Origin of the sequence: Isoptericola nanjingensis (assembly GCF_050311635.1) — a bacterium.
In the GTDB taxonomy this organism is placed as follows: domain Bacteria; phylum Actinomycetota; class Actinomycetes; order Actinomycetales; family Cellulomonadaceae; genus Isoptericola; species Isoptericola nanjingensis.
The window spans coordinates 320,772-338,695 of record NZ_JBNOZL010000001.1; the positions used below are offsets into that span (position 1 = coordinate 320,772).

Below are 17,924 nucleotides of genomic sequence, written 5' to 3' on the forward strand. Positions count from 1 at the left end.
CGGCACGGTCGTGACCAGCACCGACTGGGCTAAACTCTGCTCGCTTGCCTCCGTAGCTCAGCTGGATAGAGCGGGTCACTTCTAATGACCGGGTCGCGGGTTCGAATCCTGCCGGGGGCACCGATACGCAACGGCGGCACGTGGCCGACACCGACGTCGCGCCACCCGACGTGATGACCGGGGAAAAAGCCGTGCGCCGAGCGTGCGCCGCCCGGCAGACTCGTCCATGCACCGCGGTGACGCGCGGCCGGTCCTACACCGGTCGCACGGGTGGTCCCTGGCCCGGACCGACGACCCCACGTCACGAAGGACACCATCACCATGTTTCCCCCGGAGAACCTGCTTCTCGTGCAGGTCATCCAGCGCGAGCGCCTCGAGGAGGCCGAGCGCGAACGTACCGTCCACCGACTGCAGCAGCAGCGCAAGCTGCACCGGCAGCCGCACGCCCGTCGACAGCGCACCAGCGTCGCCCGCTGGCTGTTCGACTGGCTGACCGCATGACACCCGCCGGGCGAGCGCCCGCCGGGTACCGACCCGGCGACGACACCGCCACGAGGGCCCCGCGGCCCGGACCGTTCCCCGAACGTTCCGGAGCAGCGGGGCCCTCGTCATGTCCCCGCCCGTTCCCCGGGCCGCTCCTGGTCACGCGGACCGTAGGCTGATCCCGTGAGCCCCGCGAACCCGAACGAACGCATCGTGTGGATCGACTGCGAGATGACCGGCCTGGACCTGCGCGCGGACGCGCTGGTCGAGGTCGCCGCCGTGGTCACGGACTCCGAGCTGAACGTGCTCGGCGAGGGGGTGGACGTCGTCGTCGCGCCTCCCGCGGAAGCGGTCGAGCAGATGAACGACTTCGTCCGCGACATGCACACCACGTCCGGCCTCATCGAGGAGCTCTCCGGCGGCATGACGCTCGCCGACGCCGAGCAGGCGGTGCTCGACTACGTGCGCGAGTGGGTGCCCGACCCGGGCAAGGCGCCGCTGGCCGGCAACTCCGTCGGCACGGACAAGATGTTCCTCGACCGCGACATGCCCGAGCTGGTGGGGCACCTGCACTACCGGATCGTCGACGTGTCGTCGATCAAGGAGCTCGCTCGGCGCTGGTACCCGCGCGTGTACTTCGCCTCGCCCAAGAAGGACGGTGGCCACCGCGCGCTCGCGGACATCCTGGAGAGCATCGACGAGCTCCGCTACTACCGCGAGGCCCTGTTCGTGCCCCAGCCGGGGCCCGACACGAAGACGGCGCGCGCGGTCGCCGAGCGCGTCAGCGAGACGTCGGTCACCCGGCACCGCACGGAGGCCTGAACCGCTCCGCGGAGCATGTACACTTTTCGACGGCCCGGTGCTTCGGCATCTGTCGCAGACACAGGGCCATGGTGGCTATAGCTCAGTCGGTAGAGCGCCTGGTTGTGGTCCAGGAGGTCGCCGGTTCAAGCCCGGTTAGCCACCCCACCACGAGAGGCCCTGCAGCGTCCGGTCGGACGCTGCAGGGCCTCTCGGCGTCCCGGGGTGAGGATCCGGCGTGCGCGGAGCCCGGGCGCTAGCGTCGACGTCATGGGCGAGGACGGTCGGGACGACCAGGGCGACGTCGCCGCCGTGCTCGATGGCCTCGCTCCCCCGGTCCGCGCCGTCACGGAGCGGCTCCGCGCCCTCGTGGCGGAGGTGCTGCCCGACGCCGTCGAGGAGCCGGACCCGTCGGCCCGCCTCCTCGGTTACACCTACCGGCCCGGCACGTACGGGGGGCTGGTCGCGGCGGTGGCGCCCTACCGCGCACACGTGAACCTCATGCTCGCCCACGGTGCCGCGCTCGTCGACGACGACCCGCACGGCCTGCTGGAGGGCGCGGGCAGGCGGGCGCGGCACGTCGCGTTCCGCACGGAGGAGGACGTCGACCGGCCCGGCGTCCGCGAGCTCCTGCTCGCCGCGGCGCGGCGCACCCCGCGGCCCTGACCTCGGCACCCCCCTCCCGGTATACCATCGTCCCGGCCGCGGGACGCGGTCCCCGCGACCCGAAGGAGACACCGCCGCCGTGGCACGACAGGCCGCCCTCGCCCGACCGGGCGGACCCTCCGGCGCGTTCTCCTCCCTGCGGGGCAACCGCCCCTTCCAGCTCCTGTGGGCGTCGAACCTGTTCTTCTTCGGCGGCGTCTGGACGCAGACCCTGGTGCTCGGCTGGCTCGCCTTCGAGCTCACCGGGTCCGAGCTCCTCGTCGCCGTCTACACGGCGGCGCGACTGGCGCCCATGCTGCTCGGGCCCGTCGCGGGGGCGCTCGCCGACCGCTACGACCGCATCCGGCTCCTGCTCGTCGCCTGCACCTGGGCCGCCGGCGCCGTGGCCGTGGTCGCCGCCCTCGCGACCGCCGACCTGCTGCCGTACTGGGCGCTCGTCGCGGGCGGCTTCGCCATCGGCATCGCGCAGTCCCCGTCCCAGCCGGCCCGGATGTCGCTGGTGCTCGACCTGGTGGGCCGCGAGAACCTCTCGAACGCGAACGCGCTGAACTCGATGGCGATGAACATGACGCAGGTGATCGGGCCGGCGCTGGGCGGCGGCATGATCGCCGCGATCGGCGCGCCCGCGGCCCTGTGGGTCTCGACCGCCTGGTACGTGGCGTCCCTCCTGCTCCTGCTGCCGCTGCGGCGCCTGCGCACGCGCACCGGCCCGGGCGGCCACGCCTCGACGTCGGTGCTCGCCATGGTGGCGGGCGGCTTCCGCGCCCTCGCCGGGAACCGGCTCGCCGTCGCCGTCCTGCTGGTGACCCTGGCCGCGAACGTCTTCCTGTGGCCGGTGTTCCAGTCGTTCATGCCGGTCTTCGCCGCCGAGTCGTTCGGGCTCGACGCCGCGGGCCTGGGGGCGCTGCTGACGTGTGCCGGCGCGGGCGGCCTCGTGGGCTCGCTCGTCATCGCCGCGCTGGGCGACTTCCGGTTCAAGGGCGCGCTCTTCGTGCTCGGCACGACCGTGTGGGGGCTGGCCTGGGCGGCGTTCTCGCTGGCCACGTCGCCCGCCCCCGCGTTCGTGCTCATGGGCGTCATCGGGCTGGCCAGCGCGGCGTTCGGCGTGCTTCAGACCACGCTCCTGCTCATGGTCACCGAGCCCGCGGTGCACGGTCGTGCGCTCGGCCTGCAGGAGCTCGTCATCGGCGTCATGCCCGCCGCGACGCTCGTGATCGGCGCCGTCGCCGAGCGCGTCGGGGTGCCGCACACCACGCTCGGCGCCAGCCTCGCGCTCGTCGTGTGCCTGGCGCTCCTCATGCTCGCCGTCCCCGCCCTGCTCCGGATCGGCCGGGCCGACGACGTCGGGGCGGGCGCGTGAGGCGCCTCGCCGCCGCGATGCTCGGCGTGACCCTCGCGGCCGCGCTCGGCGCCTGCACGACGCCCGCACCAGACTCCCCTCGTCCCCAGGAGGAAGGCATGTCCTCGACCCCGAGCGCACCGTCCGGCGCGGCCGGCCTGCACCGCGCCGTCGCGCAGGACGACGCCGACGCCGTCGCGGCGGCGCTGCGCGCAGGTGCCGACGTCGACGCCCGCGACGCGGACGGGCGCACCCCGCTCCTCGCCGCCACCCGGCAGGGCTCCACCGAGCTCGCCCGCCTGCTGCTGGAGGCGGGCGCCGACCCGGACGCGCAGGACGGCATCCGCGACTCGGCGTTCCTCTACGCGGGCGCGGAGGGGCTGGACGACATCCTGCGGCTCACCCTCGAGCACGGCGCGGACGTGACGAGCACCAACCGGTACGGCGGCACCGCGCTCATCCCCGCGAGCGAGCACGGGCACGTCACCACGGTGCGCATCCTGCTGGACGCCGGCGTGCCGGTCGACCACGTCAACGACCTGTCGTGGACGGCGCTGCACGAGGCGATCGTCCTCGGCGACGGGTCCGCGGACCAGGTCGAGGTGGTGCGCCTCCTGCTCGACGCCGGGGCCGACGCCACCGTCCGCGACGGGCAGGGCGTGCTCCCGCGCGACCTGGCTTCGGAGCGCGGGTACGACGCGATCGTCGCGGAGCTCGACCGGCCGCGCTGACCCCGCTCCCCCGAGGGGCGCCCGCTCAGGCCCGGGCGACGATCGCGTCGGCGAACGCGTCGAGCGTGGCGGCCGTGCCGGAGTGCTGCATCCACAGGGACGGCTCGGCGAGCTCGAGCTCGATGACCATCGGCGTGCCGTCGTCGCCGGTCACGAGGTCCACGCGGGCGTAGAGGAACGGCTGCTCGCCGCCGACCTGCTCGCGCGCGACCGCGAGCGCCTTCTCCGCGACGTCGACCTGCTCGGCGGACGCGACCGCGGGCTCCATCCGCTCGGCGGCGTAGAGCGCCTCGCTGGCCTCCGCCGGCCCCGTGAGCAGCGCGTGCTTGCGCACCGCGTGCCGCAGCTCGCCGTCCACGAAGACGAGCCCGGTCTCCCCCGTGGTGTCCACCGACGTGACGTACGGCTGGATCATCACCGCGCGTCCCCGGTCGAGCAGGTCCACCGCGTGCTTGATCGCGAGGGCCCGCGACTGCGCCGAGACCGGCTGGTAGCGGCCCGCGTCCTGGGCACCGGCGCTGACCACCGGCTTCACGACGAAGTCGCCGAAGGCGGGCATGCGCGTGTGCACCGCGCGCTTCGACAGGTGCCGGTCGGGGTCGAGCCAGATCGTGGGGATGACGGGCACGCCCGCCTCCTCGAGGGAGCGCAGGTAGCCCTTGTCGGTGTTCCAGGCGAGCACGTCGGCCGGGTTCTCCAGGCGCGGCACCTGCCGGGCCCAGTCGAGGAACTCGTCGCGGCGCGGCGAGTAGTCCCAGGTGGAGCGCACGACGACGAGGTCGTAGACCGACCAGTCCACGTCCGGGTCGTCCCACACGACGGCCTCGGCCACCACGCCGCGGTCGGTGAGCGTCGCGAGGAGGGGGCGGTCGTCGCTGTCGAGGCGGGGCAGGGCGGAGCAGGTGGCGAGGCCGATGCGCGTCGTGGTCACGCGCCGAGCCTAGTCGGCGACGGCCGCCGTGCCCGCCGTGCCACCCGTGCCGTCGGTGGGCGCCGCGGCGTCCGCGGCACGGCGCAGGCCGCCGAGGATGCCGGCCGCGGTGAGGGAGCCGACGACGGTTCCGTCGGCGTCGGCCACCGGCACCCGCCCCTGGGACGAGGTCGGCAGCGCCGCCACGGCCTCGAACGCGTCGGCCAGGCTGGCGCCGAGGGGCACGGCCGGCGGCGTGGGCTGCACGACGAGGGAGGCGTCCTCCAGGTCCGCGCGCTGCACGGCGGCGAGCGCGAGCATCCGCTGGTGCGCGCCGGCGCCGACGAAGTCCCGCACGCGGTCGGTCGCGGGGTGGGCGAGGACGGTCAGCGGGGACGCGACCTGCTCCAGGTGCCCGCCGCGGGAGAGCACGGCCACCCGGTCGCCCAGGCGCACCGCCTCGTCGACGTCGTGCGTCACCAGCACCACGGTGGAGCCGACCTCCGCGAGGATGCGGGACACCTGGTTCTGCAGGTCCCGGCGCCGCTCCGGGTCGACGGCGCCGAACGGCTCGTCCATGAGGAGCACGGGCGGGTCGGTGGCCAGCGCCCGGGCCACGCCGACCCGCTGCCGCTCGCCGCCCGAGAGCTGGTGCGGGTAGCGCCGGCCGTACTGCTCCGCAGGGAGGCCGACGAGCCCGAGCACCTCGTCCACGCGGTCGCGCACGCGCTGCCGCTCCCAGCCGAGCAGCCGCGGCACGGTCGCGACGTTCGCGGCGACCGTGCGATGCGGCAGCAGGCCGACGTCCTGGATGACGTAGCCCGTGCGGCGCCGCAGCGCCACGGGGTCCACGTGCGTGACGTCCTCCCCGTCCACCAGCACGCGTCCCGACGTGAGCTCCACGAGGCGGTTGATCATCCGCAGCGTGGTCGACTTGCCGCACCCCGACGGGCCGACCAGGGCGAGCACCTCCCCGGGCTCCACGGTGAGGCTCAGCCCCTCGACCGCGACCGTGCCGTCCGGGTAGGCCTTGCGGACGGCGTCGAGCTCGATGCCGGCGGACAGCCGGGCGGGCGACCGGGTGGGCACGGTGGCGGGGGCGGGCATGGCTGCGAGGCTATCGAGGGCGTCCCACACCCCGGCCCGCGGCGCGCCGGGGCGGTGCCCGGCCCGGCGTCGGGGGCTGCCGCTACGGTCGAGCCCATGGTCACCGCCGCCGCCACCGCCGCGGACAACCCGTGGTTCTCCTGGTCGTACGTGACCGAGAACGCCGACGTGCTGTGGGCGCGCACCACCGAGCACGCGCTGCTGACGATCGAGGCGGTCGCCATCGCCGCTCTGGTCGCGATCCCCCTGGGGCTGCTCGCGTCGCGGGTGCGCTGGCTCGCGGGCCCCCTGCTCGGCACCGCCTCGATCCTCTACACGGTGCCGTCGCTCGCGCTCTTCGCGATCCTCGCGCCGATCATGGGGATCGGCCGGCAGCCGGTGCTGCTCGGCCTCGTGCTGTACGCGCTGCTCGTCATCCTGCGCAACACGGTGACCGGGCTCGACGGCGTGGACCCGGCCGCCGTGGACGCGGCCCGCGGCGTCGGGCACGGACCGCTGCAGGTGCTGGCGCGGGTGCGGCTGCCGAACGCCCTGCCGAGCATCGTGGCCGGGCTCCGCCTGGCGACCGTCACCACCGTCGCCCTCGTCACGGTGGGCGTCGTGGTGGGCTACGGCGGCCTCGGCCAGCTGATGTTCCAGGGCTTCCGCAACAACTTCTACCGGGCGGAGATCATGACGGCGACGATCGCCTGCGTGCTGCTCGCCCTCGTCCTCGACCTGCTGCTGTGGGCCGCGGGACGGGCACTCACCCCCTGGCTGCGCGGGAGGTCCGCATGAGCGCCTTGGCACCACCCTTCGTCGCGGCGGAGGGCACGGGCGTCGTCGGCGAGGCGATCACCTACCTCAACGACCCGCTGAGCTGGACGGGGCCGGGCGGCATCCTCGAGCTCGGCCGCGAGCACCTGGCCCTCACGGCGGCGGCGGTGCTCGTCGCCGCCGCGGTGGCACTGCCCGTGGGCGCGTGGCTGGGCCACGGCCGCCGCGGCGGCGGCGTCACCGTCTGGCTCACCAACGCCAGCCGCGCCGTCCCGACCCTCGGCATCATCCTGCTGCTCGCCACGGCGGGGCTGTTCGGCGACGGCGCCACCGTCGTGGCCGCGGCCCTGTTCGCCGTCCCCGTGCTGCTCGTCAACACCTACGAGGGCGTGCGCGGGGCCGACCCGTCGGCGCGCGACGCCGCGGTGGGCCTCGGCATGCCCGGCCGGCAGGTGCTCACCCGGGTGGAGCTCCCGCTCGCCACCGCCCTCGTCGCGGCGGGGGTGCGTACCGCCGTCGTGCAGGTCAGCGCCACCGTGCCGCTCGCCGCGCTCGCCGGCGGCGGCGGGCTCGGGCAGATCATCGCGCTCGGGATGGGCACCCAGCGCTACGGGCAGGTCCTCGCGGGCGGCATCCTCGTCGCCGCCCTCGCCCTCGTGCTCGACGGCGTGTTCGCCGTGGTGCAACGCCTCGTCACTCCCGCGCCCCTGCGGGCCGCTGCCCGGCGCTGAGCAGGCCGATCCACCACAAACCGGTTGCCGCCACCGGACCCCCGCGGTCGAATAGGGCGGTTCCCCTCATCTCCACCCGCACCACCCACGCCGGTCCCCTCCCACGGACGGAGAGCACGATGACCCCCCACCGCACCACCACCCTGCGCCGCACGACGGCCGCCCTGGCCGCCGTCGTCGGCGCCGCCGGGCTGCTCGCCGCCTGCGGCGACCCCGGCTCGGCCGGGGGCGGCGGATCCACGTCCGCCGCCTCGGGCGACACCGCCGCGGCCACCTGCGAGGCCGTCCCGGGCGACGCGCTCGTGGTGCTCGAGGACGACAAGAAGCTGCAGACCGTCGACAACATCATCCCGGCCGTCAACGCGGACCTCGCGTCCGAGGCGCCCGACCTGATCCCGCTGCTCGACACCGTGTCGGCCGCGCTCGACACCGACACCCTCATCGGGCTCAACAAGGCGGTCGACATCGACCGCAAGACGTCGGAGGACGTCGCCGCCCAGTTCGTCGAGGACGCCGGGCTCGCCGCCGACGACGCGTCGCAGGGCGAGGGCGTCACGGTCGCGATCGGCGCGGCGGACTTCGCCGAGAGCGCCACGCTGGGCAACATCTACGCCGACGTGCTCACGAGCGCGGGCTACGACGCGACCGTCACCACCATCGGCAACCGCGAGACCTACCTGCCGGCCCTGCTGGAGGGCAAGCAGGTGCAGATGGTGCCCGAGTACGTCGGCACCCTCACGGAGTTCCTCAACAAGGACGCCAACGGGGCCGACGCCGAGCCGAAGGCGAGCGGCGACCTGGACGCGACCGTGGCCGCGCTCACCGAGCTCGGCGACGCGGCGGGCCTGACGTTCGGCACGCCGTCCCCGGCGCAGGACCAGAACGCGTTCGCCGTCACGCAGGCGTTCGCCGAGGAGCACTCCCTCACCACGCTCAGCGACCTCGCCGAGGCCTGCGGCGGGCTCGTGCTCGGCGCCGGGCCCGAGTGCACGGAGCGGCCGTTCTGCCAGCCGGGCCTCGAGGAGACGTACGGCCTGACGTTCTCCGAGTTCCGCTCCCTGGACGCGGGCGGCCCGCTCACCAAGGCGGCGCTGCAGAAGGGCGAGATCACCCTCGGCCTGGTCTTCAGCTCGGACGGCTCCCTGTCGACCTCGGCAGGCTGACCGTTCCGAGACGGACGAAGGGCCCCGAGCGAGCTCGGGGCCCTTCGTCGTGCCGGGGTGCCGTCAGTGCTTGGCGACGGCCTTCTCGGCGCCGGCGCCGGTGAGCGAGCGGACCTCCATCTCGGCGAACTTCTCCGGGTGCGGCTTCTCCTTCGACAGGAAGGTGCCGACGATCCCGAGCAGGAAGCCCAGCGGGATGGACACGAGGCCCGGGTTCGTCAGCGGGAAGACGTCGAAGTCCGCCGACGGGAACATCGCTTTCTCGTTCCCGGACACCGTGGGCGACAGGACGATCAGCACGATGCAGGAGATCAGGCCGCCGTAGATGCTCCACAGCGCGCCCGAGGTGTTGAACCGCTTCCAGAACAGCGAGAACACGATCGTCGGCAGGTTGGCCGACGCCGCCACCGCGAACGCGAGCGCCACGAGGAACGCGACGTTCTGGTTCTGGGCGAAGATGCCGCCCACGATGGCGATGATGCCGATCACGACCACGGTCCACCGGGCGATCCGCACCTCGGAGTCGGGCTTGACGTCCCCCTTCTTGATGACGTTCGCGTAGATGTCGTGGGAGAAGCTCGCCGCCGCGGTGATCGTCAGCCCGGCCACCACGGCCAGGATCGTCGCGAAGGCGACCGCGGAGATGAGCCCGAGCAGGATCTCGCCGCCCAGGGCGAAGGCCAGCAGCGGTGCCGCCGAGTTCACCCCCCCGGGGGCGTTGTTGATCGCCTCCGGCCCCACCAGCGCGCCCGCGCCGTAGCCGAGCACCAGCGTGAACAGGTAGAAGATGCCGATCAGCCAGATCGCCCAGACCACCGAGCGTCGCGCCTCCTTGGCCGTCGGCACGGTGTAGAAGCGCATGAGCACGTGGGGCAGGCCCGCGGTGCCGAGCACCAGGGCGAGCGCGAGCGACAGGAAGCTCAGCTTGGACGTGCCGTCCACGCCGTACTGCTTGCCCGGCTCGAGCAGCGCCTGGCCGCCCGGACCGGCAGCCTCCACGGCGCCCCCGAGCAGGTCGGACAGGTTGAAGCCGAACTTGGCCAGCACCCAGACGGTCATGATGGCGGCGCCCGCGATGAGCAGCACGGCCTTGATGATCTGCACCCAGGTGGTGCCCTTCATCCCGCCGACCAGCACGTAGAGGATCATCAGCGCGCCGACCACGGCGATGACGAGGCTCTGCCCGGCGCGGCTGTCGACGCCCAGCAGCAGCGCGACGAGGCCGCCGGCGCCGGCCATCTGGGCGAGCAGGTAGAAGAAGACCACGAGCAGGGTCGCGAGGGCGGCCGCCATCCGCACCGGGCGCTGACGCAGCCGGAAGGAGAGCACGTCGGCCATCGTGAACTTGCCGGTGTTGCGCAGCAGCTCCGCCACCAGCAGGAGCGCCACGAGCCACGCGACGAGGAAGCCGATCGAGTAGAGGAAGCCGTCGTAGCCGTTGAGCGCGATGGCGCCGCAGATGCCGAGGAACGACGCGGCCGACAGGTAGTCGCCCGCGATGGCGGTGCCGTTCTGCGGGCCGGTGAAGTTGCGGCCGCCGGCGTAGAAGTCGGCGGCGGACTTGTTCTGCCGGGAGGCCCGGAACACGATCACCAGGGTGACCAGGACGAACGCCCCGAAGATGCCGATGTTCACCCAGGGGTTGCCGATGTCCGTGGCCTCGGCGGCGGAGACGACGGGGGTCCCCGCGAGGGTCTGGGTCACGATGCCGCTCACAGCTCGCCCTCCTCGATCTCACGGCGCAGCGCGTCGGCCCGCGCGTCGAACTTCTTGTTCGCCCAGCGGGCGTAGAGCATGGTGATGACGAACGTGGAGACGAACTGCCCGAGCCCGAACAGCAGCCCCACCGTGATGTTGCTGTCGCCCAGCCGGATGCTCATGAAGTCGTGGGCGTAGTTGGCGAGCAGGACGTAGACGAAGTACCAGACGAGGAACAGCGCCGTCATCGGGAACACGAAGTTCCGGAAGGCGCGCCGCAGCCCCTGGAACTCGTCCGACCGCTGCACCCGTTGGTACTCGGTCTCTCCCGGTGGCGGCCCCGCGGTGGACAGGTCGCTCATGATGCCTCCGTTGGCTCAGGCGTCCGACGGGGCCACGCTGCCCCGTTCGAGAACGTTTCGCGTGGCACACCTTGCTAGAGCCGAGCCGTGTGGCGCAAGTCACTTCCCGGGCGCGTCCGCAGGTCGGCGGCGCGTCGGTCCGGGAGCCGGGCTCAGCGGCGCACGTACTCCAGGTCGGTCGCGCCCCGGCCCGCGGCGGAGCCCTTCTTCTCGAAGCTCGTGAGCACGCGCCCCTCGAAGCGCGGCGCGCGCTCCCCGGGCCCGTGGGCGTTGCGGAAGGCGTCGGAGGCCTCGAGCACCTCGAGCATCTGGTCGGCGTAGTGCGACCAGTCGGTGGCGAGCCGCCACACCCCGCCGGGCCGCAGCACGCGGGCGACGACCTCGGCGAACGCCGGCGTGACGAGCCGCCGCTTCTGGTGCCGGGACTTGTGCCACGGGTCGGGGAAGAAGACCCACAGCTCGTCGACCGACGCCTCCGGCAGCGCCGTGGCCAGCAGCTCCGCGGCGTCCGCCTGGACCAGCCGGAGGTTGTCGAGCTCGTTGCCGGGCGCGCCGCCGTCCCGTCCGGGGTCGGCACCCGCGTGCCCGGCGCGCACGATCGTCTGGGCCAGGCCAGGCGTGTACACCTCGACGGCGAGGTGGTCGCGCTCGGGGTGCGCGGCGGCCGCCGCGACGATCGCCTCGCCCTGCCCGGACCCGATCTCCACGACCAGCGGGGCGGTGCGGCCGAAGACCCGCGCCGGGTCGAACGTCCAGGACGGGTCGACGGACGTCACCGCGGCACCGCGCGGCACGTCGACGAGGTACCGGTCGCGTCGGGTGTCCCACGCCTTGCCCTGCGCGGTCGTGAGGCGCGCGCTGCGCCGCACGAAGCTCACGGGCTGGCGGCGGTAGCGCGGGTCGACGGGCTCGGACGTCACGGGATCAGGCACGCCCCCAGGGTAAGCGGGGCACCGGGCGCCCAGAATCAGGCACCCAGAATCAGGCACCCAGAATCAGGCACCGAGTGTCAGGCGCCGGTGCTCAGGAGCTGAGCTCCACGAGCGCGAGCAACGCCGTGCCGTACGCCTCGGCGGGGTCGGCCGCCGTGAAGGTCTGCGCCTCGCCGAGCAGCTCCACCTCGACGTCGTAGCGCTCCGCCCCGCCCTGCTCCCCCGCGCCCGGCGTGGTGCGGGTCAGCCCCCGGAAGGTGGAGCGCAGCAGGTCGCGCAGCTGGTCCTCGCGCGGCAGCCACAGCGCGTCCTCGATGGCCACCGAGTCGAGCGCCCACTCGGTGGTGCCGTTGAACCCGAGGATGGTGCCGGTCGGATAGTCGTGCGCCTCGATCGTCATCGTGCTGACGGTGAACACCTCGGCGGACAGGTCGGCGGCGTCGATGCGGAACCGGTCGCCGTCGGCGGGGCGCCACACCAGCCCCGCGTCGCGCAGCCGGGCCGCGAGCTCGGTGGAGATCATCGCCCCATCCTGGCCCCTCACCCGAGACCGAGCACGCGCTGCACGAACCAGACGAGCCCCACGACGGCGACGGCGGCGGCGACCACCGCCGTGACCCACCGCCCCGCCCGCGGCGCCCGCCGACGCAGCAGCACCAGCAGCGGGAAGAGCACGGCGATGATGCCGAGCTGCACCGCCTCGATGCCCACGTTGAAGACGAGCAACGACCCGAGCAGCCCCCACGACCAGGGCTCGTCGAGGCCCAGCGCGCCCGCGAAGCCCAGCCCGTGCACGAGGCCGAAGGCGAACACGACGGCGATCCGGGTGACGTCGGACCTCGACAGGTCGTGCCAGCGCCGCCAGACCTGCCGACGTGGCTCGGTCGCGACGTCGCCCAGCACCTCGAGCCGCGGCGGCGCGCCCGGCCGCACGGCCCAGAGGTGCCCGGCGGCCACGGCGGCGATCGAGAGCGCGATGACCGGCTCGACCACCGCGCCGGGCGCGCTCACGGCGCCGGTCGCCGCGAGGAGGAACGTCACGGAGTGCGCCACGGTGAACGACGTCGCCACCAGGACGACGTCGCGCAGGCGACGGGAACCGACGATCAGGGCCAGCAGGAAGAGCAGGTGGTCGGGGCCGAGCAGCAGGTGCTCCGCGCCGAGCACGAAGAACTCCCCCAGCCGGTGCCACGTGCCCTGCCCGCCCGTCGTGACGGTCGGGTGGGCCGGCGTGAGCACCGCCGAGCCCGCCTCGCCGTCGAGGTCGTAGGTCACCATCGTCTCGGTGGTGTGCACGAACGACTCGGCGTCCGGGAAGAGGGCGCTGAACAGCGTGTGCGTCCCGGGGCGTCCGCCGTCCCCGGCGGGGCACGCGTAATCGAGCGCGACCGTGGCGTAGGCCTTCCCGCCCCGGTCGCCGACCGTGGGGGCCGCCGCGAGCGCCGGGGCGCAGAGGTCGTCGCCCGCCGCCACCTGGAACCGCTCCGTGACGTAGGCGGCGACCTCGTCGGCGTGCTCGGCGAGCTGGGCCTCCTGCGCTGCCGGGCCGCGCGCGTCATAGGCCTCGGCCGTGAGCCACGCGGACTTCATGAGCAGGTCGTACTCGAGGTCGAGCTCGACGTGCACGTCGGTGTCATCGCCCGCCGTGACCCGCGCGTACGCGTCGGTCGTGGCGTCGTGGGCCACGGCCGGGCCGGCCGCGACGACCGTGCCGACGACCGTGCCGACGACCGTGCCGACGACGGTGAGCCCGAGGACCGCCAGGACGGCGCCGCGACGCGACGCCGTCCTGGCCGGGGTGGTGGACGTCACCGCTTGCCGCCCCGGGTGGTGAAGAAGGCCGGCTCGGCGGCGGCGACGCCGCCGCCGCGCGTGGTGGCCGTGACGATCCACGCGTACTGCCTGTCCCGCTCGAGCCGGTCCCAGCGGACGGACGCGACGTCCCCCGAGGCCACGGCCTTCGTCCCGATCACCCGCGTCGGGGCGTAGACCGCGAGCGAGTCGGTGACCAGCGACGTGGTGCGGGTGGTGAGGTCCACGGGAAGCACCATGTTGTCGGCCGTCGAGTCGTACCTGGCCAGCGGGTCCCACTCGTCGGCCCCGAAGTCGTCGAGGAACGGCGAGTAGGTGTCGACGCTCATCTCGGCCCGGGCGACGTCGAACTGCAGCAGCCGGAAGTACGAGGCGCCGAACCGCAGCCGCTCGGCCGGGTCGTAGCCGCCGATCGTGCCGAGGCCCACCCGCTCGGCGGGCACCGTGAAGGCCTGGTAGTCCGCGAGCAGCTCCACCACGCCGTTCGCGATCTCGCCGACTGGCTTCACGTTGGTCGTGACGCCGTGCACGTGCCCGGCCAGCACGAGGAACACGTTGTCGTTCGGCTCGACCACGTACTTGTACAGCGGCGAGCCGTCCGGGGCGGCGAAGCCCGCGTTCCGGCCGTCCTTCTGCGTGCTGGCGGCGAGGTACGCGTGGGTCATGAGGATGCCGTTGCGGTCGGGGTACCGCTCGAAGATCCCGTCGGCCCACTCGGCCTCCTCGCGGGTGACGCCGTACCCCATGCCGACGGCGACGAAGTCCAGCCCGCCCGCGGAGAACAGGACGTAGTGGTTGGAGTTGTCGCCCTCGCGCCAGGAGCGGTACTCGGCGTCCTCCCAGGACTCGGCCGCGGCCTCGTACCGGTCGGGGCCGAAGTACTGGTTGTACAGGTCGGCGCCGCCGTCCGCCCCGGACCAGTTGTCGTGGTTGCCCGCGACGGCGGAGTTGGGGATGCCGTCGATCTTCGCCTGCTGACGCGAGGAGACCTCGAACTCGCCCGTGACCTGGTCCCGCATGGCGTCGTCCTGCGGCTCACGGATGTTGTTCTCGATGAGGTCACCGGTGTGCGAGACGAACGAGATCTTGCGCTCGTCGGCGTTCGCGGCGATCCACTCGGTCACGCCCGCGTACGCGGACTCCCAGATCTCCCGCTCCTCGGCGGTCTCCTGCTCGACCGCGCCCTCGGACAGGTACTGGGTGTCCGTCAGGTGCGCGATGGAGAAGTCGAAGTCCGCGGGGTCGGCGAAGCCCTCGGGGCCGGCGTCGAGGTCGTCGGCGAACGGGTCGGTGGCCGTCACCATGACGTGCACGACGCCGCGGTCGCGGTGCTCCGGACCGGCCGGCGCCACCAGCACCGTGTCGCCGTCGGCGGAACCGCGCGACGCCGCGAGCGCGTCCCACGCCTTCGCCTTCGTGTCCCACACCAGCAGCGAGACCTCGCGCGCTGGGTCGGCCGTGCCGCTCCAGCGCACCACCGGGTGCTCCTCGCGGGACTTCACGCGGACGTCGAACCGCTGGTAGGCGACGGCGTCGGCCTGCGGGGAGGCGAGGGTCTTCCCGTCGCCGGCCGCCAGGCCCTTCGCGGACGCCTTCTTCGCGCCGCGGGGGTCGAGCTCCGTCGGGACGGCGTCGGCCGTACCCTGCCGGACCTCGCCCGGCAGCAGCACGTCCGCCTGGGCGAACGTCGCCGTGACGGTGCCGTCGTCCGGGCCGGCGACACGCGCCGACAGCGTCACCGGAGAGTCGACGTCGGACGTGCCGCCGGCGGGGGCGAGGTCGGTCGGGACGTCGGGCACTCCGGCGCTCGTGAAGGTGATCTCGCGCGTCGCCGTGTTGCCGAGCGAGTCCGCGGTCGCCACCTCGAGGGTGTGCTCGCCCGCGGTCAGCCCCGGGCCGACCGGAGCGCCCAGCGCGACGGCCTCGCCGTCGAGCGTGACCGCCGTGTCCCCGACCACCCCGTGCGCGTCGTCGAGCTCCACCGCGAGCGGCACGGCGGACGTGATCCGCGCGCCGTCGGCCGGGGCGGACGACGCGACCCGCGGCGCCGAGTTGTCCGTCTCCAGGACGCGCGTGGCGGTCTCGCCGGTGGTGGACACCGCCGCGAGCTCGTGCTCCCCGTCCTTCAGGTCCGCGGTGTCCACGTCCGCGCGCACGCCGCGCGCCGGGGCGTCCACCAGGAAGTGCAGGTCGACCTGGCGGAAGGAGTTGAGGTTCGAGCCGCAGGTGCCGTCGCCGAGCCCGTACGACGCCGCCGCGTTCTGCTGCTGCGCCGTGCCGTCCGCCGGCGCCAGGACGACGTCGGAGACGGTGAAGTCGTCGAGGTTGCAGTCGTTCGCGAACGCGCCCGTGACCACGTCGATCTCGTTCCAGCCGGGCAGGAGCCACTCGTTCGGGAACGTGATCTCCCCGCGCCCGCCGACGATGGTCTGGTCGATGCGGCGCTCGATGCCGTTGATCCGCAGCGCGTTGGTCGCGGAGCCGTCGAGCGAGTTGGACCCGACGACGAACGAGACCGTGGCCTCGCCGTGCCCCAGGGCGGGGAACGCGGTCACGCCGGGCGCGTCGATCGTCCACACCAGCTCGATCTTCGCCAGCGCGGTGCCGGACGAGTCGCAGCTCCCGTCGCCCATGGCGTAGGAGGCCTGCAGGTCGGCCGGCGGGGTGACCGTGCCGTCCGCGAGGCTCAGCGCCAGGCCCGACGCCGTGAAGTCGTCGAGGTTCGCCCCGCACGACGCGGAGACGTCGCCCGCCACCAGCGCGATCGTGTTCTCGCCCGGGTGCAGCAGGCGGTTCGGCACGCCCACCTGGACCCGCTCGGAGACGAGGTCGCGGCCGCCGTCGCCGCGCAGGTCGAGCCGGGTGCCGTTGACGAGCAGGTGGTTCTGGTAGCGCGTCTCGATCGCGTTCGTGCCGACGTCGAACGCGAACACCGACACCCCGTCGCCGAGGGTCGTCGGGCCGGCGGCGGGCTCGCCGTCGACCGTCAGCGCGGCGGTGCCGCCGTCGCCGTCGGCGGGTGCGGATGCCGTGACGCTCTGCACCCCGCGCGTGAGCGTCCCGTCCTCCGGGGCAAGCGCCGGTGCGCCGACCGGGGAGTTGTTCACGCGCACCGTGTGGGTGGCGGTGGCCCCCGAGCGGGTCGTCGCGACCACCTCGTGCGCGCCGTTGGCGAGCGTCGTCGTGTCGACGTCGGTGGCGAGCCCCGTGGTCGCACCCGGCGCGGACCCGACCTCGAACGTCGCCGTCGCCTCCTTGACGGAGGAGGTGTTGCTGCCGCAGGAGCCGTCGCCCATCGAGTAGCCGAAGGAGTTCCCGGCGTCACCGGCGGTCTCGCCGAGCAGCTCGAGCTGCAGCTCCGAGATCACGAAGTCGTCGAAGTTCACGCCGCACGACGAGTCCAGGCCGCCCGCGTGGACCTCGACCGTGTTGGTGCCCTGGACGAGCCACTCGTTCGGCACGGGGACGGAGACGCGCTCCGACACCCAGGTGCGGTCCTGCTCGACGCGATGGCCGTTGACCACGAGGTAGTTGCCGAACGCGACGTCCGCGGAGTTGCTCCCGACGTCGAACGTCAGGGCGGACGTGCCCGTCGTCGCCTGGAGGCCGGGCAGGTCCGCACCGTCCACGGTGATCCGGCCGACCGGGTCGCCCGCGGTGGTCGGGTCGGCCGCGAACCGCACCGTGCCCTCGACGTGGGCGCCGTCCCACGGGGCCAGCGTGGGCGCCGTGCCGGAATTCCCGGGCTTGCCTGGCTTCTTCCCGCGCTCCGCGGGCGCGCCCTCCGGCCAGCCGGGGAAGCCGGGGAACCGGTCGGCCGCCGCCGTCGCGACCTGGTCGGGTGTCTCGGGAGCCGCCGTGGCGGGCGCGACGCCGGCGCCAGGGAGCGCCAGCGCCGCAGCCACCAGACCGGCGGCGAGGGTGGACGCCCGTAGGCGTCGCGAGGGGTTCGGCCGCATCAGCGTGCCGTCCTTCCTGTCGTCGATGAGGGAAGGGCGCTCCCGCCAGGCAGCCCGGGCTCACCCGGGACCACAGCGTGGCGGCGGCGGGTGAACTCCCCGGTGCATGCCGGGGGCGACCGGGAGAACTCTGGACGACCACTGGACGCCACCTGCTCCGGGCACGACGAAGCCCCGCCCGGCGCTGCCGGACGGGGCTTGGTGGTGCGCCATCAGGGACTCGAACCCCGAACCCGCTGATTAAGAGTCAGCTGCTCTGCCAATTGAGCTAATGGCGCGTGGCCAGAGGACGCCCGCAGGCTCGCACCAGGAGGTCCTCACGCGACGAGGTCCCCGCGGTACGGGGACCTCGTGCTGGTGCGCCATCAGGGACTCGAACCCCGAACCCGCTGATTAAGAGTCAGCTGCTCTGCCAATTGAGCTAATGGCGCTGGCGGGGTGAAACATTACCAGCCGTGCGGGGCTGCAGAGAAA

The 17,924-nt window shown here is 73.6% G+C and carries 16 protein-coding genes and 4 tRNA genes; 10 read left to right on the top strand and 10 right to left on the bottom strand.

From position 1 onward, the window contains the following. Positions 1-46 precede the first annotated feature (46 nt). The 7 genes from ACQP6G_RS01520 to ACQP6G_RS01550 all read left to right on the top strand — a co-directional run bounded on the left by ACQP6G_RS01520 (position 47) and on the right by ACQP6G_RS01550 (position 4,020). A tRNA-Arg gene (locus ACQP6G_RS01520) sits at positions 47-120 on the top strand. A gap of 201 nt (positions 121-321) precedes the next feature. Then, entirely contained in the window at positions 322-501 is a 180-nt protein-coding gene (locus tag ACQP6G_RS01525) for a hypothetical protein (protein WP_429762404.1), read from the top strand. Between the two features lie 165 nt (positions 502-666). Beyond that, positions 667-1,305 carry an oligoribonuclease gene (orn, locus tag ACQP6G_RS01530; RefSeq protein ID WP_429762405.1) on the top strand — a complete coding sequence of 213 codons (639 nt, stop codon included), beginning with the start codon at positions 667-669 and terminating at the stop codon, positions 1,303-1,305. A gap of 71 nt (positions 1,306-1,376) precedes the next feature. Further along, a tRNA-His gene (locus ACQP6G_RS01535) sits at positions 1,377-1,452 on the top strand. A 102-nt stretch (positions 1,453-1,554) separates the two neighbouring features. Beyond that, positions 1,555-1,950 (top strand): DUF1801 domain-containing protein, encoded by a 396-nt coding sequence (locus tag ACQP6G_RS01540; protein ID WP_429762406.1) that lies wholly within the window; start codon positions 1,555-1,557, stop codon positions 1,948-1,950. A 79-nt stretch (positions 1,951-2,029) separates the two neighbouring features. Continuing rightward, positions 2,030-3,310 carry an MFS transporter gene (locus tag ACQP6G_RS01545; RefSeq protein WP_429762407.1) on the top strand — a complete coding sequence of 427 codons (1,281 nt, stop codon included), beginning with the start codon at positions 2,030-2,032 and terminating at the stop codon, positions 3,308-3,310. A 98-nt stretch (positions 3,311-3,408) separates the two neighbouring features. Continuing rightward, positions 3,409-4,020: an ankyrin repeat domain-containing protein gene (locus ACQP6G_RS01550; RefSeq protein ID WP_429762408.1), complete on the top strand. Its 612-nt coding sequence runs from the start codon at positions 3,409-3,411 to the stop codon at positions 4,018-4,020. Between the two features lie 25 nt (positions 4,021-4,045). Here ACQP6G_RS01550 and ACQP6G_RS01555 read toward each other — a convergent pair whose 3' ends face one another. Both ACQP6G_RS01555 and ACQP6G_RS01560 read right to left on the bottom strand, forming a co-directional pair. Next, on the bottom strand, positions 4,046-4,951 hold the full coding sequence (locus ACQP6G_RS01555) for an ATP-grasp domain-containing protein (protein WP_429762409.1): 906 nt from the start codon (positions 4,949-4,951) through the stop codon (positions 4,046-4,048). Positions 4,952-4,960: 9 nt separating this feature from the next. Then, positions 4,961-6,037 (bottom strand): ABC transporter ATP-binding protein, encoded by a 1,077-nt coding sequence (locus tag ACQP6G_RS01560; RefSeq protein ID WP_429762410.1) that lies wholly within the window; start codon positions 6,035-6,037, stop codon positions 4,961-4,963. Between the two features lie 96 nt (positions 6,038-6,133). Between ACQP6G_RS01560 and ACQP6G_RS01565 the strand changes: the two genes are divergently transcribed. The 3 genes from ACQP6G_RS01565 (at position 6,134) to ACQP6G_RS01575 (ending at position 8,687) form a co-directional block, all read left to right on the top strand. Continuing rightward, a complete protein-coding gene (locus ACQP6G_RS01565) occupies positions 6,134-6,814 on the top strand; it encodes an ABC transporter permease (RefSeq protein WP_429762411.1) in 681 nt (226 codons plus the stop codon). Beyond that, positions 6,811-7,524, top strand: coding sequence for an ABC transporter permease (locus ACQP6G_RS01570; protein WP_429762412.1), 714 nt, complete (start codon positions 6,811-6,813; stop codon positions 7,522-7,524). The genes ACQP6G_RS01565 and ACQP6G_RS01570 overlap by 4 nt, the downstream gene beginning before the upstream one ends. A 119-nt stretch (positions 7,525-7,643) precedes the next feature. Further along, positions 7,644-8,687 carry a glycine betaine ABC transporter substrate-binding protein gene (locus tag ACQP6G_RS01575; protein ID WP_429762413.1) on the top strand — a complete coding sequence of 348 codons (1,044 nt, stop codon included), beginning with the start codon at positions 7,644-7,646 and terminating at the stop codon, positions 8,685-8,687. 63 nt (positions 8,688-8,750) lie between these two features. On the opposite strand, the gene ACQP6G_RS01580 is transcribed toward ACQP6G_RS01575, so the two are convergent. The 8 genes from ACQP6G_RS01580 to ACQP6G_RS01615 form a co-directional block, all read right to left on the bottom strand. After that, positions 8,751-10,391, bottom strand: coding sequence for a solute symporter family protein (locus ACQP6G_RS01580; RefSeq protein WP_429762688.1), 1,641 nt, complete (start codon positions 10,389-10,391; stop codon positions 8,751-8,753). Between the two features lie 8 nt (positions 10,392-10,399). After that, a complete protein-coding gene (locus tag ACQP6G_RS01585; RefSeq protein WP_429762414.1) occupies positions 10,400-10,747 on the bottom strand; it encodes a DUF485 domain-containing protein in 348 nt (115 codons plus the stop codon). 152 nt (positions 10,748-10,899) lie between these two features. After that, entirely contained in the window at positions 10,900-11,679 is a 780-nt protein-coding gene (trmB, locus tag ACQP6G_RS01590) for a tRNA (guanosine(46)-N7)-methyltransferase TrmB (protein ID WP_429762415.1), read from the bottom strand. 91 nt (positions 11,680-11,770) lie between these two features. Continuing rightward, positions 11,771-12,202, bottom strand: a complete 432-nt coding sequence (locus tag ACQP6G_RS01595; RefSeq protein ID WP_429762416.1) for a pilus assembly protein CpaE — start codon at positions 12,200-12,202, stop codon at positions 11,771-11,773. A 17-nt stretch (positions 12,203-12,219) separates the two neighbouring features. Continuing rightward, on the bottom strand, positions 12,220-13,491 hold the full coding sequence (locus tag ACQP6G_RS01600; protein WP_429762417.1) for a HupE/UreJ family protein: 1,272 nt from the start codon (positions 13,489-13,491) through the stop codon (positions 12,220-12,222). Beyond that, positions 13,488-17,396, bottom strand: coding sequence for a metallophosphoesterase (locus ACQP6G_RS01605; RefSeq protein WP_429762418.1), 3,909 nt, complete (start codon positions 17,394-17,396; stop codon positions 13,488-13,490). Before ACQP6G_RS01605 ends, ACQP6G_RS01600 begins: the two co-directional genes overlap by 4 nt. A 256-nt stretch (positions 17,397-17,652) precedes the next feature. Beyond that, positions 17,653-17,728: transfer RNA gene (locus ACQP6G_RS01610), tRNA-Lys, on the bottom strand. A gap of 77 nt (positions 17,729-17,805) precedes the next feature. Beyond that, positions 17,806-17,881 (bottom strand) — tRNA-Lys (locus ACQP6G_RS01615). Positions 17,882-17,924 lie beyond the last annotated feature (43 nt).